Raw genomic sequence first — 14,531 nt, 5'->3', positions numbered from 1 at the left:
AGATATAAGGGGCCGTCCAAAAAATTTTGGACAGCCCCTTCTTATATTTTTCAATCGCAATCGTCAAAAGTTCAGTCATATACAACAAAACATACAAATGGCAGCATTGCGATTATCGGAAGCAAGATCAAGGCGGAAAATATTTTGTATCTGTTATGGCGGAAACAGAAGCAGAGGAATTGCCTAAAACAGGTTCTATTGGCATTGACAGGAGAAAAAAGGTTCTTCTAACTGGCATAAACAACGGATTAAAGTTGCTAGGATTCACGAACATATCACTAATGCACGAAATGACTATTTGCACAAAATCTCAACCGATATTGTCAAAAACCATGACATGATCGGGAGTGAAGATTTTCTTTTTGTGATGCTGGCATAGGCATGTGCTTCTTACTTTTCTTCTACTTGTATCATTATTTTTGTTACATAATGATCTTCTCCACTTACACTTACCTCATCAATGACATACTCTTCAAAACTATCGCCGCAAATCCGATACCCTTCCTCACATAAATAAGTTTTCATCTTTTTATAGGTTTCGTGAATTGTCAAATAGCTTCCTTTATGATAGCCAATTACATATTTTCCGGCTTTTCTAATAAAAGGTTCTGCTAGATCGGATTGATCCACACGCATATAAAAATGCGAATAATTCCAATAATCTCCTGCCTCTACTTGCTCTTGACGAATCAAAACGCCAATAGGATAGCCGTAATCAAGCTCTTCCCGCTTTGTATATTTAATAAATAGCATAATCGACTTCGTAAATTCTTTATCAGAGCAGTCTAAAATATTTTCACTTAATACATAGTATTCTGTTTCCATCTTTTCGATTGTAAACCTATCAAAATTCAGCCGTAATGCTTCTTCAATTTGCTTTTTCTTATTTCGGATAATTTGCTGTGTACGCTGCATTTTCGCGATTTTCTTTTTCATCATTGCTTCTTTTTCCGTTAATAATTTGATGGTTTCCTCGGGGGTTTTGAAATGTAAAAAGTCCTTAATTTCAGCTAAAGACATACCCATTTCTTTTAGCATTTCTATGACGCTAAAAACCTCTGCTTGTTGAACGGAATAATAGCGATACCCATTTTCGTTTTTATACTCTGGTTTTAAAAGGCCGATATCATCATAATGAAAAAGCGTTTGCTTTTTCACACCGCATAAATCTGCAAATTCTCCAGTCGTAAACAGTTTTTTTGCAGACTCCAATTTTTTTCACCTCTTTACTGTTGACTATACGGTAACCTAATACTTTATCATCATATCATAGAAAGGACATGAAATGAGCGGAGCAGATTTCGAAGAATATAAACTTAGGTGATATTATGGAAAAAAAGCATTCAATCATGCAAACGATGAAGCCCAATAAATTATTTATAAAGTATTTAATTCCTTCTTTATTCGGAATGATATTGATGGCTATCAATATTTTAGTCGATGGTCTATTCGTCAGTCATGGTGTTGGAGATAAAGGACTCGCGGGGGTTAACATCGCAGTGCCTATTTATTCGGTCATCTTATCCGTTTCTTTGTGGATTGGCATGGGAGGCGCCACGTTGTATTCGATTGCACTTGGCCAAAACAATCAACACCGTGCGAAAGAAGTATTTACACATTCGATTATCCTTGCAATCGCGACGACAGGATTGATTATCGTATTCTGTCTATTATTTGAGCAGCCGCTTGCTTATTTATTCGGGGCAAATGATTCGATTATTTCATACGTTGACAGTTATCTTCACATTATCCTGTTATTTGGACTTGTCTTTGTAATCGAGAATATTTTAAGTATTTTTATCCGAAATGACGGAAATCCTACGCTTGCAATGCTGGGACTAATCGTGACATCCGTTGTGAATATTATTTTAAATTATCTTTTTATCTTCATTTTCCGTTGGGGAGTAAAAGGGGCAGCTTATGCAACAGTAATCGGTACTTTTATAGGGATTCTCATTTTACTCACACACTTTTTGACGAAGAAAAAACAATTAGGGTTCGTCCGTACAAAGCTTAATTTTTCAATAGTTGGCAGCACTCTTTTGATTGGCTTTCCAAGTTTTATCGTGGAAGGTTCAGCCGCTTTGACGATGGTTGCATTCAATATAACATTTAGCCACTTTGTTGGAGAAACGGGGATTGTAGCCTATGCAGCCGTCAACTATATGCATACGGTGTTTCTTATGCTTTTTATCGGGATTGGCGCCGCCATTCAACCGATTACAAGTTATCATTACGGTGCGAAACTCTATAAACGCATGAAAGAATTTATCAGGATTGCGATTATCACAGGATTAAGTCTAGGAATAGCTGTATTTATTGTTGGTCTAGTTGGAAAAGGATTGATGATTGACTTATTCGGGATCGATGTTCCTCAAATTATAAATTATACAAGAATTGGAATTGTTTACTTTTTTGCAGGATATTTATTTTTAGGAATTAACATGGTCTTTGTAGAATTTTATCAATCCATTAAGAAAACCCGCGTTGCTATATGGATGATCTTATGTCACAGCATTATCTTATTCATTCCTTTGCTTTGGATTTTGCCTAGTCTCTTTGGACCTAATACAATTTGGCTTGTTTTTCCAATATCTGAAGGGTTAACGCTTCTTATCACTTATCTCGCATTAAAATTTAAATGGATAGAACTTGTCCCAAGAGAAATGCCGGAGCTGCCCAAAAGTCAAGTTAATCAAAAATAAAGGGATGATGCGTAATTATAGGAAAAGTGAACACGCCCGTCGGATGACAAGAGTTCATTGATTGGTTTAAATCCCATATAGGAAACAAAATTAAAAGACGATTTTGCCCTGAACGTAGGGAAAATCGTCTTTTTCTCTCAAAAAATGTCTTATTGTATAATATTCGGTTAATATTGAGAAATTCATATTCCTATAGATAAACACACAATTATACCTCTAATCAATTTATTGATAATATTCTAATTATATGTTATGTTTAAAAAATACTAAGGAGATAGAAGTGATAAAAAAATGATTCGCTTAACTTTGTGTTTGGTTTTATGTCTTACTGTAGTGTCGGTTCATACTTCAAGTGCTAAAACTAGTAACAAAAATAATTCAAACAATCAAAAATTAACATTAACAAAAAACCAAAAAGACGAGTTAAACAATGCATTGGAGGACTTAAGAAAAAAGGCAAATCAAAAATTAGCAAAAAATGATGAAAACTTTACTGTTTCGGAAAAGGTTAATAATAAAAATATTAGCTTTAGCTTTTATTCTGAACCTACTTTGGAAAGAAATGGATTAGTATTGGCAGCTGCATCGCAAAGACAAAAAAGTTATTCAGCTACCGTTAAAAATACAGCTGGATTTAACTTCTCTCATAGATTATATGGAACGTTTCTTTATGGTAAAGGGAAAGTAGGTAAATACACAAAGCATGTCGATTTATCAGGTCCTTTCTATAGTAAATCTGCATCAACACATTCTAAAAGAATTGATAGTAGTGTAGTCGAAGTTTCTAGTAATGGTAAGTTTAAGGCATTAAAATATGCACCTGTTGAGTACACAACAAGTATTATTGTTAGATTGTATGGAAGTGGTACTTACAGAATATTGAAATTGCGGGGAGCTTAATATAACCCCATAACTCTTTAAAATAAAAATAATAAATATTCATAATAATTCTTATCGAGAAGGTGTTTTTCATATATAATGAAATAAGTCATCTTTTTTATAGGGAGGTTATCACTATATATGGCAACTGAGATTGTTTTAACGATTGTTGCCACTTTAATTATTTTACTTGTTTTAAATTATGTAGGGCAAAGGCTCATTGTGGGTAAGATAAACAATAAAAATATGTTGTCTTTAGCTATTATCTCAGTTATACAAACAATTATAATTTCTGCGCTTTTTATTTGGGTGGTTTAGAAAGGTAAAGATGTCACTAAGTTGTGGCATCTTTTTTATTAGTTTGCTTTTGTATTGAATTTACCTTGAATTTATCTTGAATTTTTCCATAATTAACATAACTCATCTTAGCTGAACCACCGAAAAAGAAAAAATTTGATATTCGGTCAAATTCGCCTATATCGGTTAATTTTCATACCAGTAATAAGTGTGAAAATAGGGTTTATAATCAAAAGCTACGATCTCGTGGTTTCTCCGGATTACTTCGATTGTTTATAACATTTAAAGCTTGATGAAAAGCCAATAAAAAAGGATAATATCGTATGTACTTTGCAATAGAAAAATGTAGAGGTTTGCCGCCTTATTATTTGCTCCTTGACAGTCTATAGATCTCACCATGAAACGATATAATATGATGAATTAGCCTATACATTTGTAATATAAAGCTAGCTTTAATGATTTACATAGTTGAAAAAATTGATTCCGAAATAATGAAATAATGAAATAATGAAATAATGAAATAATCGTTTTTTTTTTTTTTTTTTTTGTAAATATATTTCGCATAAATCGAAACTTTTGTTTATTATTATTAGAGATGCTATTTAAAACAGAAATCCTTAATAAGGAAGGGATAGTGCTTATCTGTATTTTTAATTATTACAGATTTATGAGATCAACGAGGTTTTTAATAGATTATGTTACGGAGGGATGTTTTTGAATCATCGTCCCATTTCAAAATCAAAAATTGAAAAATTGCATGATTTGGCTTGCGTAATTGTCATTATTGGCATGTTTGTGTATACGGTTCTGTCAATATTGCAAATGACCGATACAATTCCTATCCATACCAACGCTAAAGGTGAAGCAAATGGATGGGGCAGTAGATGGATGTGTTTGATCATGCCATTTATTATAGTTATTCTCTATATTTTTATAGGGTTTTTACAGAAATATCCTAAAAAGTACAATTATCCAGACAGGTTGTCAGGAAATAATGCTTATGCCTTCTATCGGCATTCAAAAATTTTGGTGAGTTGGATAAAACTTGAGGTTGTTTTGAATTTTGCCTATATCAATTGGTGTTTTGTTAAAGATGCACTAGGCCAGCCGGGATACCCTGTTTGGTATGCACTCATTGGTTTCCTCATTATCATTCTTACCGTTATAATGGGCTTGGTTCTTAGATCACGTATTAAGTGATGATGATATGAGTTGATATAATGCTTCTTAAAAGATTTGTATGCTATAATCGCATAAAAACATTAGGGAAGGGGCTAAATATGGACTTTCTGTCAATCATATCTTTTTTGGGAGCAGCATACTTATTATTCTTAGCATATAAGTCGTTTCGAGATAAAAGTTCTGGTCAAGTAGTTAAATTCAAAAATAACCAATAGTATCAATCCCTTGAAAAAAGCTAATCCCCAACAAACTTTCTCGGGCAAGATTTAAAAAGTGCCCTTTCAGATAAATTTTTCATGCTTTGATAACCATTAAAAAACCTCGCAAATGCCATATTTGCGAGGTTTTTTCTATTAACGAGAGTAGAATTCGACGATAAGCGCTTCAGTGATTTCTGCAGGAAGTTCAGAACGTTCTGGAAGTCTATTAAAAGTACCCTCTAATTTTTCTTCGTCGAATGTAAGATATTCTGGTACGAAGCTGTTAACTTCAAGAGCTTCTTTGATGATGTCAAGGTTGCGTGATTTTTCTCTGACACCGATCACATCGCCAGGAGTTACACGGTATGATGGGATGCCTACACGTTTTCCATTTACTGTAATATGGCCGTGGTTTACAAGTTGGCGAGCTTGACGGCGAGTGCGTGCAAGACCAAGACGGTAAACAAGGTTGTCTAGGCGAGATTCAAGAAGAATCATGAAGTTTTCACCGTGTACACCTTTCATTTTGCCCGCTTCATCGAATAGACGACGGAATTGTCTTTCGTTCAAACCGTACATAAAACGAAGCTTTTGCTTTTCTTGCAATTGCAAACCATATTCAGAAAGCTTTTTGCGTTGGTTTGGACCATGTTCTCCTGGAGCGTAAGGGCGTTTTTCAAGTTCTTTGCCAGTTCCGCTCAAAGAAATGCCGTAACGGCGAGATTTTTTCCAAGTTGGACCAGTATAACGAGCCATTATATGACTCCTCCTTTGTCATTTTATTTGAGTTGCATAAAATGACAGAAAACCAATATCACCATATAGGTCATTTTGTTTTCATGCATCCTCGCTCGACAGTAAAGTTACGCGATGCACCTCAAAAATGAGGAACAAAATGAAGAGGGTTTTCCTATACGTGTATTGGGAAGCTGTCTTATTTTACACAAATTCCATTATATATTGCACGTTTCCGGCTGTCAAGGCTAGATATAAGGCAGCAATGCAGCAGCAAATTTCTCCAGATAGTATTGATCAGTTTCTGTGAACCGGTTGGTGATCGGGCTGTCAATATCGAGCACGCCTATAAGACGGTCTTCTTTAATCATAGGCACAACAATTTCTGACCGGCTTGCCGCATCGCAAGCAATATGGCCGGGAAATTGGCTGACATCTTCAACACGCATTGTTTTGCCGGTGCTGGCGGCCGTGCCGCAAACGCCTTTTCCGAGCGGAATGCGTACGCATGCGGGAAGTCCTTGAAACGGGCCAAGAACAAGCTCCTTTCCATCAAATAAGTAAAAACCGGCCCAATTTATTTTTTCTAAAAATTGATTAAGCAGGGCAGAGGCATTAGAGAGATTCGCAATGCGGTCTGTTTCACCTTCGACAAGAGCTTTTAATTGTTTAATAACTAATTGATAGTTTTCATCTATTGTGCCTGAATATTGTGAGACAGAAAACATCATCATTCCTCCAAATTTACGTTTAAATAATAATATTTTATCAAAAAATGATGAATGTTTCAGCATAAATGTCGAGTTCTTTTTAGAGGAAAGGTTTTTAAGCCCTAGAATGTTTAATATAGAGAACATTCGAGGTGATGATCATTGAATATTAAAGAAAAAGGGCAAAAAACGAAAAAAGAAGTCATTCATTCAGCGGTTAAATTATTTAATATGAACGGCTACAATGGGACTTCTGTACGTGCCATAGCGGCTGACGCAGGTGTTAATGTCGCGCTTATTTCCTATTATTTTGGCGGTAAGAAAGGTCTTTTAGAATATTTAATGTCATCTTTTTTGGAAGGTTATATTCAACACTTAGAACAAGCGTTTATTGACACGGAATCAGCCAATGTGACGATTAGTGAACGATTGTTGGAGATTGCTGACCAATTGATTCAATATCAACAAGAAGCTTTTTATTTAGCCCGCTTTGTCCACAGGGAAATGACACTGGATTCGGTTTTAATCAGAGAATTGATGTCGACATATCTGATGAAAGAAAAGTATATTTTTGAAAAAGTCTTTGAAGCAGGCATTAAAACGGGACAGATTAAGAATATTCCAATTGATTTATTAGTTATGCAGTTTCGCGATATGATTATTATGCCTTTTCTTCAGCCTCAGTATATACGAAAGGTCTATTACATGCAGCCAAAAGATGATTATTTTCGCCGCTGTTATCTAACATTTATCAAACACTGGACCAACCAAATTTTAACCGGTCAGCCTTATGATCATGTATTGCCGTATCCGAGTTTAAAAGCAAAGGCAACATAAATGAGGCTGATCAGACGCATTTGAACACAAATGTATTGCGGACTGGGAACCATTAACAGGCAAGGAATAAAGAACAGGAAGAAGAAAGATGAAGAACATCATATTGCTTGTCATTGGTTTACTTTAGTATGGCAAGACTCTCTTATGCCAAATCAAAAATGTGAGAAGGAACACGGTTTTGCAGCATTAGATAAAGAAACCAATCAATTGTTTGAAAAAGGCAAAGTAAAAGGATCCCCTTGCCGCTTGGCAGCTTTCCCATTAATCAAGTCATTAAAAAATGGGAGAGCCCGATGAACGGATCGATCACGAAGACATTTAAGATTATCTTTATACGAAAAAAGGCAAAATATCACTTTTACAGTAAACAAATAGGGTCGATTATTATACAATAGAAATAAACATGAGTTTGAAAAAAGCGAATTAAGAAGCTTGGCGGTTTGCATCAAAAGGGAAAGTGTGGAGAGTTCAATTCTTCACGCTTTTTTATCCTTTTTTCAAAATGATCATTTAAACTTTACAATTGTCAGTTTTTATTAATAAAAATTTTGAAAATATCTTAGCAAAACGCTCATAAAATGATATGATAAATAGTGCATAAATATTAATATGACGTCGCTTTTTGATATAATAATATATTATTTGTCGTTTTTTGGAAAAGGGAGAATGGAGGAAGCTTCCATATGTTTTATATTGTCTTGGGTATCATTATAATGCTCATTCTTGTTGCGGGATACGGGACTTGGATGAGGAGAAAAACATACAAACAAATTGATAAGTATGAATCATGGAAAATAGATATTATGAATCGCCGCATTACAGAGGAAATTTCCAGGGTAAAAGATTTAAATGTTATCGGTGAAACTGAGAAAAAGTTTGAAAGATGGCGCAAGAACTGGGACGATATCGTCACTAATGAAATCCCGGAGATAGAAGAGATGCTGTTCAGTGCAGAAGAAGCGGCTGACAAGTATCGTTTTGGCCGTGCTGAGCAAATATTGAAGAACATACATGAAAAACTGGACCAAATTGAGTCAAGAATTGCGTTGATGTTAAAAGAACTTCATGAAGTTGTTGACAGCGAGCAGAAAAACCGGGAAGATATCGTTAAAGTTAACGAAGCCTATCATCAAGTCAAAAAAGAAATGATAACAAAACGCAGCCAATTAAGAGATGCGGCTCCTTATTTGGATAGTGCTGTTAAAGAAATAAGCCAAGACTTGAAAAGCTATCATGAAGAAAATGAAAATGGCAATTACATAAAAGCGAGAGAAATTCTTGTTCAGATAAAAAATCAATTGGACGCTATTTTAAGATATATTGCAGAAATTCCGATCCTGTATAAGGAAATTCAAATTAATTTACCGCAGCAAATTAAAGAGCTTTATGAAGGCTATCATGAAATGATCGAACAAGGATATGTGCTCCGTCATCTAGATATCGAAAATCTTGTTAAAGAGATGGAAGAAAAGCTTAAAGAGTTTGAAAAGGGCATGAAGAGAGCTGAATTTAATGAGATCTCCGAAGGCGTTAAAACCATTCAAGATCAATTGGAATGGCTGTATCAGCAGCTTGAAAGGGAAGTTTTCAGCAGAAAGCACCTTCAAGAAGCCGCTCCGACATTGGAACGGGATCTGGTAGTCGTTCGGAATAAAATAAGTGAATTGGACAAAGAAACTGAAGCTGTTCAGAAAAGCTACCAAATAGACATTGATGATTTAAAAGTCCATCATGATATTGATCATGCTTACGCTAAGCTTGAAGAAGAGTTCAAAGAAGTGGATGAAGTTTTAAAAGAAAAAAAAGAAGCCTTTAGCATCATTTTAGAAAAGGTTGAAGCGATGCAAGAACAAGCAAGCGCATTGCGTGATTCAGCCGATGACTTTAAAGAAAAGATAAAAGCTCTGAGAAAGGACGAGCTTGTGGCTAAAGAATCAGTTCAGAATTTGAAACAGAAATTGCAAGACTGCCGAAGGATTGTCCGAAAAAGCAATTTGCCGGGTGTTCCGCAGGCTTATGTTACAGTCCTGGAAGAGGCTCAAGAAGTATTGGCAGAAGTCAATAAAAAACTTGATAAAAAACCTCTTGAAATGATGGCGGTCCATCAAGTTCTGGATGATGCCACCGACAAAGTGAATGACGTTTATGAGAAAACAAATGAAATGGTTAGAGCATGCCAATTGGCTGAACGTTTAATTCAATACGGCAACCGGTATCGAATCCGTGATGTGCGGATTCGCGAAGAATTAATGAAAGCTGAAGAGTCCTTTAGAGATTATAATTATCAGGATGCGTTTGAAATCGCCTTATCAGCAATTAAGTCATATGAGCCGGATGTTATGAAAAAAATAGAAGAACAAAAATAACTCCTGTCAAGCAGGGGTTATTTTTATAGCGAAAGATGTGTTAAAATATATGTCGCTGAGTACAAGCTTTATTAGAGAATAAAATAATGAACATACAATATATATCTTGACCGCATAATCTGCCAAGGTTCAAAGGGGTTATTATTTATGATATATCTTGATAACAGCGCTACAACAAAACCATTGCCGGAAGTATTAGATACTTTTCGTATTGTATCTGAAAAATTCTTTGCTAATCCGTCATCGCTCCATAATTTGGGGAGCCTTTCCGAGGAAATGCTTAAGAAATCGCGGCATCAAGCGGCACAGTTGCTTGGGGTTAAAGACGACGAAATTATCTTTACATCCGGGGGGACTGAAGGCAATAATTTAGCTGTCAAAGGCGCTGCTTTTGCTTACCGCAGCAGAGGGAAGCATGTCATTACGACAAGAGTGGAACATGCATCAGGTTACAATGCCTTTAAACAATTAGAAAATGAAGGTTTTGACGTTACTTATCTTCCGGTTGCAAAAGACGGCCGCGTATCTGTCCAGGATGTTAAAGAGGCAATAAGAGAAGATACAATCTTGGTTTCGATCATTCATGTCAATAATGAAGTCGGCACGATTCAACCTGTGCAAGAAATTGGCCGTTATCTTCAATCATTTAATAAAATTTTATTCCATGTTGACCATGTTCAAGGCATTGGTAAAGTACCGCTTAAGCTTTCTGGCAGCGGTATTGATTTGTGTTCAATATCGGGTCATAAATTCCATAGTCCAAAAGGAACAGGACTGTTATATGTGCGCCGCGGCGTCAATTTATCACCGCTTTTTTCCGGCGGCAGCCAGGAGTTAAACCGCAGGGCAGGAACAGAGAATTTGCCGGGTATTGCCGCTATGGTTAAAGCGCTGAGAATAACCTTGGAAGAATCTAGACAGCATCTGGGAAGGCTGCAAGATTTACAAAATAAAATGAGGGATGCGTTTAATACTAATGAACATATGGTTGTCCACACGCCTGACTGTCATGCCGCGCCTCATATTTTAAATTTGACGGTCAAAGGGATTAAGTCGGAAGTTCTTGTTCATGCCCTGGAGGAAGAGGACATTTATGTATCTACAAAATCGGCTTGTTCTTCAAAAGAAGGCGGTGCAAGCAGAGTTCTTTTAGCTATGGGTGTCCCGGAAGATGAAGCGGCTCAAGCGATTAGAGTAAGTTTATCTTATCAAACGACGGAAGCAGAAATAATGACTTTTATTGACACGCTGAATAAAAAAGTGACACAGTTAAAATCGATAATGAGGTGAGCTGAGTGATTTATGACTATCTAATCGTCCGATTTGGCGAATTAACCTTAAAAGGGAAAAATAGAAGCAAATTTATTGACAGGCTTTATTTAACGGTTAAGGAAAAATTAAAACCGTTTAAACAGCTTAAGCTCAAAAAACACTTTGATGACATCGAGGTTCAGCTTAATGGCGAGCCCATGCAGCAAGTGACAGATGTCTTGACGAAAATATTCGGTATACAAACGATTCGTGCTGCCATCAAGGTTGAAAATAACATTGAGAGTATGAAAAAAGGCGCATTAGATATTATTGAGAGTTATGAAGATGGCATTAAGACGTTTAAAATTTCGGCCAAAAGAAAAAACAAAAGATTTCCTATGGGATCTGATGAAATAAATCGTTCGCTGGGCGCACACATTTTAACGAATACTGAAAATATTAAAGTGGATGTTCACAATCCTGACATTAATCTCAGGGTCGAAGTGATGGAACATGAAACGAGAATTTACGGCAAAGATTTCAAGGGTGCCGGAGGCTTGCCGGCAGGTTCGAGCGGCAAGGTTCTTCTGATGCTGTCCGGGGGCATTGACAGCCCTGTAGCCGGGTATTTAATGCAAAAGCGCGGAGCAATAGTAGAGGCTGTACATTTTCACAGTCCTCCTTATACTAATGAACGCGCCCGGCAAAAAGTGATCGATCTTACTGAAAAGCTGTCCAGCTTTGGCAGTCAAGTAAAGCTTCATATCGTCCCATTTACTAATATCCAACTTCAAATTAGGGATAAAATGCCAGATAATTATCGAATGACGATGATGAGAAGAATGATGCTGAGAATCGCTGAAAAGCTCGCGGAAAAACGAGGGGCGCTGGCGATTGCTACAGGCGAGAGTTTAGGGCAAGTGGCCAGTCAGACACTTGAAAGCATGAATACGATTAACGAAGTGACTAACTTGCCGGTGCTCAGGCCTCTGTTAACAATGGACAAGGTTGAAATTATTGATATTGCTCAAAAAATTGATACTTACGATATTTCGATTAGACCTTATGAAGATTGCTGTACGTTGTTTTTGCCTAGCGCGCCAAAAACGAAACCCAACAGGGAACATGCTAATAAGTTTGAAGCTGAATTTCCGATTGATGCCTTAATTCAGGAAGCTTTAGACGGCGTTGAAACGATTGATATTAGAGAGCAAAGCGATAAAACATTAATGGATGAATTATTATAAAGAAATTCCCGTCCTCATGATAGAAGGGCGGGAATTTCTCTTAGGGGGAGCACTGTAAAAATTGCCATTCGTTTTATCAATAATTACCAAGAAAATGATGAATTGAAACGTCTGCTCAAGCAAATCATAAAAGCACAAGGAGGTGAGAATGATGGCAAACAGAAGCAATCAAATTCTTGTACCTGGTGTTGAACAAGCTCTTGATCAAATGAAAGTGGAAATCGCACAAGAATTCGGTGTACAACTTGGCGCAGATACAACTTCTCGTGCTAACGGTTCTGTTGGTGGTGAAATCACTAAACGTCTTGTGGCAGCTGCTCAACAACAATTGGGTGGCCAAGGTTTTCCTCAAGCTTAACAAATCATATATCCATTGGCTAAAGAGCGGCAATATTGCCGCTCTTATTTTTATGTTTAAAGACTGATTAATGGCAATAAATCGATTATATCTTCAAAATATTCCTATGATTTTATATAATAGGATTAACCTTAACTATGGGAGGTGTTTTCAGTGAAAGATCTTATTGCTCCAGAAATATATAATTTAACAGAAGAGATAGAAAAATTTGCAAAGGACCCTCGAAGATTGGCTTTGAAATATGAGGATTTTAAGGGCCGAACGGATGAAATCACATATGCTGATTTAATCAAACGTTCAAATCAGTTAGCGAATGGTTTGTTATCCAAAGGTTTAGGCAAAGGCGACCGAATTTTAATGATGCTGCCGAGATCAATAGAAACATACATTGCCTATATAGCAAGCTTAAAGTGCGGATTAGTCATTGTACCATCATCAGAAATGCTGCGCCCCAAAGATTTATCTTACCGGATCGAACATGCTGAAGTAAAAGCGGCTGTTATTCATGAAGAACTTGTCGATCGTGTGGACAAGCATGATGAGGAAAAGCTTTTGTTAAAAGCGACTACCGGGCCTGCCGTTAGAAAAGGGTGGATGACGTTAGATGAGATAACTGAAAATCAATCAGCTCATAACCCGCTAATAGAAACTAAAAGCGATGATATGGCGTTTATTTCCTATACATCAGGGACAACCGGTCAACCAAAAGGCGTCGTACATACCCATGGATGGGCCTATGCTCACCTTCGCACGGCTTCAACAAGCTGGCTGGATATACAAATGAATGACACAGTTTGGGCAACTGCGGGTCCCGGCTGGCAAAAATGGATTTGGAGCCCATTTATCTCCACGCTTGGCAGCGGGGCAACCGGATTTATCTACCAGGGACCATTTGATCCCAAAGTATACCTCAATTTGTTGGAAAAATATGAAATTAATGTGCTTTGCTGTACACCGACTGAATATAGGCTGATGGCTAAGGTAGATAATTTATCCGCTTATCGCCTTAAGGAATTAAGAAGCGCAGTTTCCGCAGGAGAACCATTAAATCGTGAAGTTATTGATACATTTAAGCGCTATTTTGACATTAATGTTCGCGACGGCTATGGGCAGACGGAAAATACCCTTCTTGTCGGTACTGTCAAAGGCATGGAAATGAAGTCCGGTTCAATGGGTAAACCGACTCCGGGAAACTTAGTTGAAATTATTAATGAAGAAGGCGATGCCGCCGATATTGGCGAAATTGGCGATATTGCGGTGCATCGCAGCACTCCGGCGTTGTTCAAGGAATACTTTAAAGATCCGGAACGGACGAAAGCGGCCTATCGCGGTGATTACTATATTACGGGAGATAAAGCTAGAAAAGATAAAGACGGCTATTATTGGTTTGAAGGACGAAGAGACGATATCATCATAAGTTCCGGTTATACAATCGGGCCGTTTGAAGTAGAAGATGCCTTAGTTAAACATCCGAAAGTAAAGGAATGCGCTGTTGTAGCAAGTCCGGATGAAATAAGGGGCCATGTTGTCAAAGCGTTTATTATTTTAAAAAATCCAGATGACGTCCAAGATAAAAATCTTGTTAAAGAATTGCAAGATCATGTTAAGAACATAACAGCACCGTATAAGTATCCAAGAAAAATTGAATTTGTCAAAGATTTGCCAAAAACTGCATCCGGTAAGATTCGCAGGGTTGAACTGAGGCAAAGGGAATCTGTCTGAGAACTTGTCAGGAAAATGCCGATCATTGCATCGGCTTTTTCT

14 protein-coding genes and 1 pseudogene are annotated in these 14,531 nt (G+C 36.9%); 12 read left to right on the top strand and 3 right to left on the bottom strand.

Annotated elements, in window-relative coordinates; all coding sequences use genetic code 11:
• Window positions 1-48 precede the first annotated feature (48 nt).
• Window positions 49-355: pseudogene (locus JOD45_RS16515) on the top strand (transposase); the annotation flags it as partial.
• Between the two features lie 35 nt (window positions 356-390).
• Here the strand turns inward: JOD45_RS16515 and JOD45_RS05110 are convergent.
• Entirely contained in the window at window positions 391-1,212 is an 822-nt protein-coding gene (locus JOD45_RS05110; protein WP_205002787.1) for a MerR family transcriptional regulator, read from the bottom strand.
• Between the two features lie 116 nt (window positions 1,213-1,328).
• On the opposite strand from JOD45_RS05110, the gene JOD45_RS05105 reads away from it, so the two are divergent.
• The 4 genes from JOD45_RS05105 (at window position 1,329) to JOD45_RS05090 (ending at window position 5,081) form a co-directional block, all read left to right on the top strand.
• The gene (locus JOD45_RS05105; RefSeq protein ID WP_239549085.1) at window positions 1,329-2,705 is read left to right on the top strand and encodes an MATE family efflux transporter; all 1,377 of its coding nucleotides are present in this window, start codon (window positions 1,329-1,331) and stop codon (window positions 2,703-2,705) included.
• A 333-nt stretch (window positions 2,706-3,038) separates the two neighbouring features.
• Window positions 3,039-3,605: a hypothetical protein gene (locus JOD45_RS05100; protein ID WP_205002786.1), complete on the top strand. Its 567-nt coding sequence runs from the start codon at window positions 3,039-3,041 to the stop codon at window positions 3,603-3,605.
• 120 nt (window positions 3,606-3,725) lie between these two features.
• The gene (locus JOD45_RS05095) at window positions 3,726-3,902 is read left to right on the top strand and encodes a hypothetical protein (protein WP_205002785.1); all 177 of its coding nucleotides are present in this window, start codon (window positions 3,726-3,728) and stop codon (window positions 3,900-3,902) included.
• Between the two features lie 693 nt (window positions 3,903-4,595).
• Window positions 4,596-5,081, top strand: a complete 486-nt coding sequence (locus JOD45_RS05090; protein ID WP_205002784.1) for a DUF1648 domain-containing protein — start codon at window positions 4,596-4,598, stop codon at window positions 5,079-5,081.
• A 335-nt stretch (window positions 5,082-5,416) separates the two neighbouring features.
• Here the strand turns inward: JOD45_RS05090 and rpsD are convergent, their stop codons facing one another.
• Together rpsD and JOD45_RS05080 are read right to left on the bottom strand one after the other, a co-directional pair.
• A complete protein-coding gene (rpsD, locus tag JOD45_RS05085) occupies window positions 5,417-6,019 on the bottom strand; it encodes a 30S ribosomal protein S4 (protein WP_205002783.1) in 603 nt (200 codons plus the stop codon).
• Between the two features lie 227 nt (window positions 6,020-6,246).
• Window positions 6,247-6,726: a GAF domain-containing protein gene (locus JOD45_RS05080; protein ID WP_205002782.1), complete on the bottom strand. Its 480-nt coding sequence runs from the start codon at window positions 6,724-6,726 to the stop codon at window positions 6,247-6,249.
• Between the two features lie 144 nt (window positions 6,727-6,870).
• Here JOD45_RS05080 and refZ point away from each other — a divergent pair, with 144 nt between their 5' ends.
• The 7 genes from refZ to mbcS all read left to right on the top strand — a co-directional run bounded on the left by refZ (window position 6,871) and on the right by mbcS (window position 14,489).
• Window positions 6,871-7,545 carry a forespore capture DNA-binding protein RefZ gene (gene refZ, locus JOD45_RS05075; protein ID WP_239549084.1) on the top strand — a complete coding sequence of 225 codons (675 nt, stop codon included), beginning with the start codon at window positions 6,871-6,873 and terminating at the stop codon, window positions 7,543-7,545.
• A 30-nt stretch (window positions 7,546-7,575) separates the two neighbouring features.
• Window positions 7,576-7,842: a hypothetical protein gene (locus JOD45_RS05070; protein WP_205002781.1), complete on the top strand. Its 267-nt coding sequence runs from the start codon at window positions 7,576-7,578 to the stop codon at window positions 7,840-7,842.
• A gap of 386 nt (window positions 7,843-8,228) precedes the next feature.
• Window positions 8,229-9,911, top strand: a complete 1,683-nt coding sequence (gene ezrA, locus JOD45_RS05065) for a septation ring formation regulator EzrA (protein WP_205002780.1) — start codon at window positions 8,229-8,231, stop codon at window positions 9,909-9,911.
• Window positions 9,912-10,058: 147 nt separating this feature from the next.
• The gene (locus JOD45_RS05060; RefSeq protein ID WP_205002779.1) at window positions 10,059-11,201 is read left to right on the top strand and encodes a cysteine desulfurase family protein; all 1,143 of its coding nucleotides are present in this window, start codon (window positions 10,059-10,061) and stop codon (window positions 11,199-11,201) included.
• A 5-nt stretch (window positions 11,202-11,206) separates the two neighbouring features.
• On the top strand, window positions 11,207-12,409 hold the full coding sequence (gene thiI, locus JOD45_RS05055) for a tRNA uracil 4-sulfurtransferase ThiI (RefSeq protein ID WP_205002778.1): 1,203 nt from the start codon (window positions 11,207-11,209) through the stop codon (window positions 12,407-12,409).
• A gap of 148 nt (window positions 12,410-12,557) precedes the next feature.
• On the top strand, window positions 12,558-12,767 hold the full coding sequence (locus JOD45_RS05050) for an alpha/beta-type small acid-soluble spore protein (protein ID WP_275583925.1): 210 nt from the start codon (window positions 12,558-12,560) through the stop codon (window positions 12,765-12,767).
• Window positions 12,768-12,920: 153 nt separating this feature from the next.
• Window positions 12,921-14,489, top strand: a complete 1,569-nt coding sequence (gene mbcS / locus JOD45_RS05045) for an acyl-CoA synthetase MbcS (protein WP_205002776.1) — start codon at window positions 12,921-12,923, stop codon at window positions 14,487-14,489.
• The last annotated feature ends 42 nt before the right edge of the window (window positions 14,490-14,531 follow it).

This window comes from Scopulibacillus daqui, from assembly GCF_016908855.1.
GTDB lineage: Bacteria > Bacillota > Bacilli > Bacillales > Sporolactobacillaceae > Scopulibacillus_A > Scopulibacillus_A daqui.
The sequence above is the reverse complement of the archived record's forward strand: the minus strand, read 5'-3'. Positions and strand labels throughout refer to the sequence as shown.

What these genes read in the sequence shown, in the direction of transcription:
- rpsD (WP_205002783.1), bottom strand. Translation starts at nt 6,019, where the DNA reads ATGGCTCGTTATACTGGTCCAACTTGGAAAAAATCTCGCCGTTACGGC.
- JOD45_RS05070 (WP_205002781.1), top strand. Translation starts at nt 7,576, where the DNA reads ATGTATTGCGGACTGGGAACCATTAACAGGCAAGGAATAAAGAACAGG.
- ezrA (WP_205002780.1), top strand. Translation starts at nt 8,229, where the DNA reads ATGTTTTATATTGTCTTGGGTATCATTATAATGCTCATTCTTGTTGCG.
- JOD45_RS05060 (WP_205002779.1), top strand. Translation starts at nt 10,059, where the DNA reads ATGATATATCTTGATAACAGCGCTACAACAAAACCATTGCCGGAAGTA.
- JOD45_RS05080 (WP_205002782.1), bottom strand. Translation starts at nt 6,726, where the DNA reads ATGTTTTCTGTCTCACAATATTCAGGCACAATAGATGAAAACTATCAA.
- JOD45_RS05105 (WP_239549085.1), top strand. Translation starts at nt 1,329, where the DNA reads ATGGAAAAAAAGCATTCAATCATGCAAACGATGAAGCCCAATAAATTA.
- JOD45_RS05050 (WP_275583925.1), top strand. Translation starts at nt 12,558, where the DNA reads ATGATGGCAAACAGAAGCAATCAAATTCTTGTACCTGGTGTTGAACAA.
- JOD45_RS05095 (WP_205002785.1), top strand. Translation starts at nt 3,726, where the DNA reads ATGGCAACTGAGATTGTTTTAACGATTGTTGCCACTTTAATTATTTTA.